Annotated in this window: 6 protein-coding genes; 3 read left to right on the top strand and 3 right to left on the bottom strand. The window is 57.7% G+C overall.

Annotated elements, in window-relative coordinates:
* Window positions 1-15 precede the first annotated feature (15 nt).
* The 3 genes from BW990_RS22415 to BW990_RS20835 all read right to left on the bottom strand — a co-directional run bounded on the left by BW990_RS22415 (window position 16) and on the right by BW990_RS20835 (window position 1,498).
* On the bottom strand, window positions 16-294 hold the full coding sequence (locus BW990_RS22415) for a hypothetical protein (RefSeq protein ID WP_076451405.1): 279 nt from the start codon (window positions 292-294) through the stop codon (window positions 16-18).
* 282 nt (window positions 295-576) lie between these two features.
* Entirely contained in the window at window positions 577-1,143 is a 567-nt protein-coding gene (locus BW990_RS20840; RefSeq protein ID WP_076451403.1) for a transglycosylase SLT domain-containing protein, read from the bottom strand.
* 7 nt (window positions 1,144-1,150) lie between these two features.
* Window positions 1,151-1,498 carry a hypothetical protein gene (locus BW990_RS20835; RefSeq protein WP_076451401.1) on the bottom strand — a complete coding sequence of 116 codons (348 nt, stop codon included), beginning with the start codon at window positions 1,496-1,498 and terminating at the stop codon, window positions 1,151-1,153.
* Between the two features lie 367 nt (window positions 1,499-1,865).
* Between BW990_RS20835 and BW990_RS20830 the strand changes: the two genes are divergently transcribed.
* From BW990_RS20830 to BW990_RS20820, 3 genes are all read left to right on the top strand, one after another.
* Window positions 1,866-2,162: a hypothetical protein gene (locus BW990_RS20830; RefSeq protein ID WP_200798089.1), complete on the top strand. Its 297-nt coding sequence runs from the start codon at window positions 1,866-1,868 to the stop codon at window positions 2,160-2,162.
* 343 nt (window positions 2,163-2,505) lie between these two features.
* Window positions 2,506-2,760 carry a hypothetical protein gene (locus BW990_RS20825; protein ID WP_076451399.1) on the top strand — a complete coding sequence of 85 codons (255 nt, stop codon included), beginning with the start codon at window positions 2,506-2,508 and terminating at the stop codon, window positions 2,758-2,760.
* 435 nt (window positions 2,761-3,195) lie between these two features.
* Window positions 3,196-5,109 carry an OmpA family protein gene (locus BW990_RS20820; RefSeq protein WP_076451397.1) on the top strand — a complete coding sequence of 638 codons (1,914 nt, stop codon included), beginning with the start codon at window positions 3,196-3,198 and terminating at the stop codon, window positions 5,107-5,109.
* Window positions 5,110-5,400: the final 291 nt, after the last annotated feature.

Below are 5,400 nucleotides of genomic sequence, written 5' to 3'. Positions count from 1 at the left end.
TGTCCCTGCAGCACTTCAACCTGCCGCAGCTTCAGCACAATCTCTTCGGGCTTGTCTCGCTTTCCAGCCATCGCTTGGTCCTCCTGACATCGGGACAAATCTATCCCAGTTGGTGGACCACTTCAGTGGGGGCACTCCAGGGGCCCGCTCGATGGGCAGGCGCATCTCGCCGGAGCGCAGCATGCTGATGACGTTGCCGCGCGGGAAGCCGATCTCCTCTGCGATCTCACGCTGGGTCTTGCCGGACGCGTCGATGGCATCTGCGATCAGGCGGGCTGTGGGGCTGTGGGTCATGTCGATCCTCTGAATCTGAAGTGTTGATGCATGATTGTATGAGGATCAGAGACGTCCCTGATGTGTGGGACCGTGGAGCAGGAAGTCCTAGGTGGCTGGCGGCGAGGTGCATGTTTCATCGACATCCGGTTCCGCCACTTGGCTGCGAAACCTTGGAGTTTCAAATGTCAGGATACGGGTCGCGACCAAGTGCCCTCGCTTAAATACACGCGTTTGACATGGCAGTACTAGCTCGGGGCCCGTTGCGATCCACACGAAGCGACGGGTCCGCAGCGGATCATTTTATAGGGAGCAATACTCCGTTTCCGAAAGCCATGTCTGCATCTTCGACGTCTTTGCGTCCGAGCGCAGCGGCCCCCAGTCGGCGGCAGCCCCTGCCCAATTTGATCCTTCCTTAACCAGAACGCCGTCCCGCTCGATGGTCGTGGCCATTATGCGGATCGCACAACCGAGGTTGCTCGCGCCGGTCTTCAGCGCCTCGCCCGTCCTAGCTTTGCAGTCATAGGCGCGAGCGGTGGCGGGCGCGATCTGCAACAGGCCGAACCACTTTCCCGAGCCTACAACGTTTGGCCGCCACGTGCTCTCGAACTCCGCCAGGGTGGACAGAAAGCCAACCCAGAAGGCCGCTCGCTCAGATTCGGGCGCCTCGAAATAGGCGGGACACCACTCTTCAATGTCGCCGGGCACGTTATCGACCAGCGGTTTCCCGTGATCGTCCAGCGCCTCAAGCGCGGCCTCGGTCCAAGTCTCGCCTTCCGGCAGGTGATCCCATTTCGCTTCGGGCAGCTCCTCCGCGACAAGCGGAAGAGCCCAGAGACAAGCAAGTGCGGTCACGGTTTGCAGGTGCATGTAACGATTACTTGTCCATTAATCCCAGCGCATCGCCTTCGAGGAGATCGCCAGTACCTGCGCTTTCGCCGTCTTTCATCCACTCAAGCGAGGTTCCGTCTATGGTGGCCTGATAGCAGCCGAAATCTGTATCGGGGTAGCAGACGGCGTCATCAGTGATCTCGTATACGCCAGACGTGGCGGTATCATGATAGGTGCCGTCCTCAGCGAAAAAGCTGGAATAGCCTCCGCCACCCATGTCGCCTTGGAATGAATTGCCGACAAGTGCTTCACGAAGTTCGTCCTGTGTCGCCGCAAGGGCGGGGATTGCAACGGCACTGAAAGTCGCGGCGATAGCGATACGCATGAAGGTCATTACGGGTCCTTACCAGTTGGGAATGATCAGAAGATAGCCGACGAGCCGATTTATCAACTGGATCGCATTTCTTAAGTCGGCCGAAATGTCGAAAACCTCCGTAGCGTTGTTGGACCGGATGTCTCCGACGACCTTCGTACCGCGCCTCTGCCTCGCTTCAGGTTTATGCCTCATCTCCCGTCCTGGATGTCTACAGCATGTTAAAGATCATCCGTTGTTCAAACCTCGAATCCTATCCGTGAGGCGCTGACTTCAGACAGTTTGCCTCAAGGCTAAACCAGCCTCATCGAAGCAATAATCGCAGCTGAAGTCGTATGACGTGACATATTCTCAGGTTGGGCTAGAATAAGTTTGGGAGGACGGCGGAATGGCAGCATCAGCACAAGTGACATGGGCGGCAACGTCGGGGGACACGGGGTCGGATGCCCAAAAGATCGGAGGCGTAGTCAAAAGGTTCTTCGGTAATGCAACCTGGCAGCTTGCTCCCGAGGAGGCGATTGCATGCATAGAACAAGATGAATGGAGCTTCTTCGTCGAACTAGAGGGAGAAAGATATTGGCTCGTAGTTGAGGAAACTGATGGAGATAAAAAGAAGTTAAGCCTTGCAGGCGACGCCGAAGTGGAAGCGGTTTTTGCTTCTCTACCAGACGTGCCCGATCAATAACTGAAAATCGGTCCGTGGCTTTTCGCAATACGATTCAATTTTATGACCTGTCACCAACCCTAACGCGCGCCGAGGTATCCAACGAGAGCCCCAGCGCCAATGATAGTAACAAATGTTCGGTACCTCTGCTCAGGGGCTGTTTTCGATTTTTATGGCATCGCGGTCTACGTGGGGTGGCCTGAGAAACGAAGGTCAGGCGTTCTTTGACCATAAGATGGAATCCGCTTGTGCGACTCATCAACGGGCCCTATTTTGCGATGATCCGGACGTGAGGCTCCGTCCGGCGGCTGCAAGGTGCAAATATGCCCTGAGAGCGCCATCCTCCATATGAGATAAAGACGTCATGCGTTCTCTGATTGTCGCGGTTTTCATCGCAGCCATTGCTACCCCTATATTTGCCGATAGCACCACTGGAACTGTCCTCGCCTTCGACCGACAGGCGAATGTCATTGTCCTGACCGACAAGACCGTATGGTCGCTGGAGACCCTCAAGGACGTGCCAGCGGAGCTCAAAGCGGGCGGTGTGATCGAGATTGATTTCCGATCTAACGCCGACAATGGTTGGGACAAGATCAACGCTGTGGTGATCAAAGGCTGATCGCTACATTGCCGGTCACGCCGCTGCGGGGCTCTGAGGTAAAATCCACCGAGCCCGCCGCAGCGGCTACCGCAAGAAATACGAAGCAGCGCCATTTCTCTTCGCACAGTGTTCAGCATCGCGTCCCTGCGGCAGTATCCAATGCAAATTCGCGGCTGGATGACTATTTCATGGAGTTTGAGGTTCATCGGCGAAGTGGAGATGCCTTCGCCTGGCGTTATGGCATTTGCCACGTTTAAGACCGCGATCCAGACAAACAATGTCTAGGATGGGCTCCAGTCTAACGCCGGTTACTGCGAGGCGGCTATGATACGCCTGAACACGATCTGCGCGGAACAAATCAGGTATCCTGCCGCATTTACACCATGACGCGCACGGTATTTCCGTGGCCTCGCGACATGGTGGTCGAGCGCTACGCAATTCAGGAGAGTGAAGATGAAGACCGGTATCCTCAAGACAACAACCGCATTGGCCCTGGTGGCCAGCCTTACCAATCCGGCGCTCTCGCAAACATCGCTGGAACTTGGCGGAATGGACCCGGCAGCGGCGCTTGAGCTCGTCCTTGAAGAGCGCGCCGCCGCCGAGGCCGCAGGCAATTCCGAGCGGGTCGAAGAGCTTGACGCAATGATCGAGGACCTAACCGCACAAGTGAACTTATCGTCTAATTCCGCCGCCGAGGAAGAGGTTACGCCCCAAGCAGAGGCAGAAGCTGCGCTCGAAGCAGAAGCAGAAGCAGAAGCAGAAGCAGAGCCTGAGGGCGAGGCTGAGGTAGAAGCAGAGCCTGAGGATGCCGCGGATAGCGCTGTTGAGGCGTCCGAACCTGCCGAAAGCGCAGCCCCCGCTGAGGAAAGCGCCCCGGCCGATCCCGACGCGGCGGCCGAAGAAGTGACTGCCTCCGAGGAACAAGGTTCGCCCTCCGCCGAGGCGGAACCGGCGACTGAAACGGATGCGGAAATTGAGGCCGCTCCTGAAGCCACTGCCGAAGAAACATCGAATCCCGCGCCCGTGAGCGAAGATGACGCCATGGAAGACGGCGAGCCGGTAACCGAATCCACCACAGTGGCTGCCCGTGAACCGGAAGCTGAGACTGAGGCTGAAGTCGAAACCGCGACTGAAACTGAAGCAGAAACCGAGGCAGAAACCGACACTGAGGCCGAGGTTGAGTCGGAAACGAAGGGCGAGTCCGAGGTTTCTGCTGAACCGGTATCGGACGTCGTTGAGTCGGACCCTCAGGCGCAAGCTGACGCCATTGCTGAAGAAGACGCCACAGCAAGCGCTGCCGCCGCGGATACAGCCGATGCTTCCGGTGAAGGCAACGAGCCCGAAGTTGTCGAAGAAACCGTCACTCAAGAGACCGCACGCTCCTCAAGCGAGGAATTCGAAACCTCGATCGTAGAAGGCGATGCCGCTGCCCAAAGGCAGGAGAACGAAGACGAGGACGATGACAACGACCGGCAGGATGAAGTATTCCGAGGCGCAGGTGCAGCACTCCTTGGCCTTGGTGTGCTGGCGATCGGAGACATTCTACGTCCCGATGAAAGTGTCGTTTCGAATACCGGTGACCGCCTTGTGGTCGAACGCGACGGACAGCTTCGTGTGCTGCGCAACGACGACGCATTGCTGCGCCAGCCCGGCTCGAACTTGACGACCTATCGCTTTGACGATGGCTCTACCCGGACCGTTGTCGTTCGTGAGGATGGCTCCGAAATCGAAACGATCCGGGCGCGTGATGGTCGCGTGTTGCGCCGCACCCGTACGCTGCCGTCGGGCGAGAGCTACGTGCTGTTCGACGACACGCAGACAAGCCAGAGCGTCACGATCAGTGAGTTGCCCGAGCCGTCGTCGCGCAACGTCACGAACTTCCACGATACCGACGAGGACGCCCTAGCCGCGGCACTCTCGCGACTTGAAGGCGAACCACTGGGGCGGACGTTCTCGCTCAATCAGGTGCGCAATATCGATCAGGTGCGCAAGCTGATGCCGGAGATCAATGTCGATACAGTCAACTTCGAGTCGGGCTCTGCCGTCATTCGCGCCGAAGAGGCTGAGGAATTGCAGGCTCTCGGCCGCGCCATCCGGCAGCTGATCGCGGAAAACCCGAGCGAAGTCTTCCTGATCGAAGGCCACACGGACGCGGTTGGCCGCGCCAGCTACAATCTCGCGTTATCCGATCGCCGCGCGGAATCGGTGGCGCTGGCACTGACGGAATATTTCGATGTGCCGCCCGAAAACATGGTGATCCAGGGCTATGGCGAAAGCGATCTGCTGGTGCGGACGCAATACGACGAACGCGCCAATCGCCGCGCGGCCGTCCGTCGGATTACGCCTCTTCTGCAGGCAGCCAAATGAGACGTTTGCAAAAGTGCCACGTCAGACAAAATCGGTTTGATCCAGTATTGTGAACAGCAAGACATACCATCTCCCCCGATCGCAGCATGCTGATGACGTTGCCTCTCGGTAATCTAACTTCTTCGGCGATCTCGCGCTGTGTCCTGCCGGAAGCGTCAATGGCGTCTGCGATCAGTTGGGCGGTTGGAATGTTGGTCTGTTGGATGTCACCGAGAACTGACCCGGCATTGTCACCGAGAACTGACCCGCCCTTTCGTTATGTTTGCTGGTTCATGATGGGGTCAATGCTGG

It is taken from the genome of Roseivivax lentus (genome assembly GCF_900156805.1).
In the GTDB taxonomy this organism is placed as follows: Bacteria; Pseudomonadota; Alphaproteobacteria; order Rhodobacterales; family Rhodobacteraceae; genus Roseivivax; species Roseivivax lentus.
The sequence above is the reverse complement of the archived record's forward strand: the minus strand, read 5'-3'. Positions and strand labels throughout refer to the sequence as shown.